General features: G+C 64.3%; 2 protein-coding genes and 1 pseudogene. All 3 read right to left on the bottom strand.

All coding sequences use genetic code 11. The features are described from left to right. Nucleotides 1-277, bottom strand: a pseudogene (locus RTX98_RS20575) (heparinase); the annotation flags it as partial. Between the two features lie 87 nt (nucleotides 278-364). Next, nucleotides 365-1747: an RsmB/NOP family class I SAM-dependent RNA methyltransferase gene (locus RTX98_RS20580; RefSeq protein ID WP_416223192.1), complete on the bottom strand. Its 1383-nt coding sequence runs from the start codon at nucleotides 1745-1747 to the stop codon at nucleotides 365-367. Further along, nucleotides 1744-2709, bottom strand: coding sequence for a zinc metalloprotease HtpX (htpX, locus tag RTX98_RS20585; protein WP_312798750.1), 966 nt, complete (start codon nucleotides 2707-2709; stop codon nucleotides 1744-1746). The genes RTX98_RS20580 and htpX overlap by 4 nt, the downstream gene beginning before the upstream one ends. Between the last annotated feature and the right edge of the window lie 27 nt (nucleotides 2710-2736).

Genomic DNA, 2736 nt, shown 5'->3' on the forward strand with positions numbered 1-2736 from the left:
CGACCCATTCCGGCGACGCAACCGTGATGTCGAAAGGCGAGCGGCCGCTGGTTTCCACCACCTTGCCGGCAAATGGAAACCGTCCGTAGTAAATGTCCTGAGCGATCTGTGGATCGGCGAGGCGCAGATCGGGCGGCGCGATCAGCAGCCGGTCAGGCGTGCGTCCGGCATAGCGAAAGCGCCAGCCCGGACCGGCACGCAAGCGCCGGCGCGTCTTGCGCCACAGCGCCTTTGCCACCAAGCCCCAAAGCTCCGGCGCTTCTACGGCAGCACTCACCCAACCATCCCATCATCGACTCCTCCAGGCAATCTAGACGGGGATGGTTAACGGAGCTTTGATGGAGAAGCCGAAATCAACCCGGCGTTAACCACGGCGTCGGAGCCGAGCGGCGAAGAAGCCGTCCATGCCGGCCAATGCGGGGTCTTCATGCGGCAGATCGGCTGGGGTCGTGCGCACCGTGCCTGATGGTGTGAGAAAGGTATCCACGACAGGTATTTCGCCCGGCGCAATCGGCTCCAGCTCAAGCTCCGGCTGTTCAAGGAGGATGCGCTCCACCATCTGCTCGCCTTCCACCGGATCGAGCGAGCAGTTGGAAAAGACGATGCGCCCGCCGGGTTTCACCAGCCGCACAGCTGCCTTCAACAGGCGCAGCTGAACGGCCGCCAGCTTCTCGATCTCTTCCGGCGACTTGGTCCAAAGCACGTCGGGATGGCGCCGCACGGTGCCGGTGGAGGAGCAAGGCGCATCGAGCAGCACGGCATCGAAGGGCTCGGCCGGTTCGTAAACGGAAAGATCGGCTTCCACGACCTCGGCCGGAAGATCGAGTCGCTCCAGATTGGCTCGTAGGCGCTTGATCCGGCTGCGCGAAATATCCAACGCAGTGACCTTTGCTCCAGCCTGGATCAGCTGCGCCGTCTTGCCACCCGGCGCCGCGCACAAATCGGCGACGCGCTTGCCCTCGACATCGCCCATGATCAACGCCGGCAAGGCCGCCGCCGCATCCTGCACCCACCACGCGCCGTCTTCATAGCCGGCCAAGGCCGCAATCGCGCCTTCGGGCCGCGCCACACGCACTGTGCCGGTTGGCAAGGCAAGACCGCCGAGCTTCTCAGCCCAGCCCGCCGGATCATCCTTCACGGTGAAATCCACCGGCGCTTCGGTCAGATGCGCTGCGAGAATGGCCTTAGCGCGCTCTTCGCCATAGGCTTGGTTCAATCGAGCCACAAACCAATCCGGCGCGTTGGCGATCGGGGTCTTGCCAAGAATCTGCGCCTTGCGCCTGACGATCGAGCGCAAGACGCCATTGACCAGCCCGTCGAACCGCTTCGTGCGCGGATCAGCCTTCGCCTGTTCCACCGCCAGATCGACCGCCGCGCGATCCGGCACGTCGAGATACAGGATCTGCGCGATGGCCACATGCAGCACATGGCTCAGCGTCAGCGCATTGCCCGGCAGTGGCCGGTCAAGCTGATTCGAGATCACCGCTTGGATCGTGCCCCGGAAACGTAGCGCCGAGATCAGGATGGCGCGAACCAGAGCACGGTCGCGACCTTCCAGCGCGCGATAAGCGGGGTGCCCATGCTCCTCGTCGGTCAGCCCATCGAGCGAGGTGCGGGCATCAACCACCGCCGCCAGAAGCTTGGCCGCAGCCTGCCGCGCGGGCAGGCCGGGAATGTCGGAGGTTGGATTGGCGAAGGACGAAGGCCGGCGATTGGCGCTGCCGTTGCGCATGCGAGGCTGGTTCAAGACCATGGTCCCCGGCGAGTGGACGGTTTGTTACGCGAACCGCTCCACGGGCCGGCCGCACCTTCCGGCGCGCTCGCACGTTGCGGCTGGAACCCGCCGCCATAGCTCCGGCCCGGCTGAATGTCGGTCATAGCCTGCAGGGCCGCGATGCGGTTGCCGGTATCCGGATGGGTCGAGAACAGGTTGTCCATGCGCTGGCCCGACAGCGGGTTGATGATGAACATATGCGCGGCAGCCGGATTGCGCTCCGCACCCTCGTTGACGATCTGATGCGCGCCGCGCGCGATCTTGTTCAAGGCAGACGCCAACGCATTCGGGTTGCCGCAGATCTCCGCGCCACGCCGATCGGCCGAATATTCGCGCGTCCGGCTGATCGCCATCTGCACGATCATCGCCGCAAGCGGCGCCACGATCATGGCGACGATCACGCCGATGCCGCCCAGCGGATTGTTGTTGTTCTCGCGGTTGCCGCCGAAAAAGAACGCAAAATTGCCGAGCATGGAGATCGCGCCGGCCAGCGTCGCGGTGATCGTCATCGTCAGCGTGTCGCGGTTCTGCACATGCGCCAGCTCGTGCGCCATGACGCCCGCCACTTCATCGGCGTTGAGGCGGCGCAACAGACCGGTTGTGGCGGCAACCGCTGCGTTTTGCGGATTACGGCCGGTGGCGAACGCGTTCGGCTGGTCTTCGTCGATCAGATAGACGCGCGGCATCGGCAGGTTGGCGCGGCGTGCCAGATCTTCCACTATCCCGTAATATTCGGGCGCCGAACTGCGATCGACTTCCATCGCATTGTTCATGCGCAGAACCATCTTGTCGGCGTTCCAATAGGAAAACAGGTTCATGCCGGCGGCGAACAAGAAGGCGATCCCCATGCCACCCGTGCCGCCGATAAGATAGCCGACGCCCATGAAAAGCGCGGTCATGAAGGCGAGCAGCATTGCGGTTCGGATCATGTTCATCGTCGAGGCGCCTCCTTTTTGCGCCGG

The sequence above is a fragment of the Tianweitania sp. genome (genome assembly GCF_032053605.1).
Classification (GTDB): domain Bacteria; phylum Pseudomonadota; class Alphaproteobacteria; order Rhizobiales; family Rhizobiaceae; genus Tianweitania.

Bases quoted from the DNA above. Each gene is read 5' to 3' on its own strand.
- htpX (WP_312798750.1), bottom strand. From the start codon at position 2,709: ATGAACATGATCCGAACCGCAATGCTGCTCGCCTTCATGACCGCGCTT.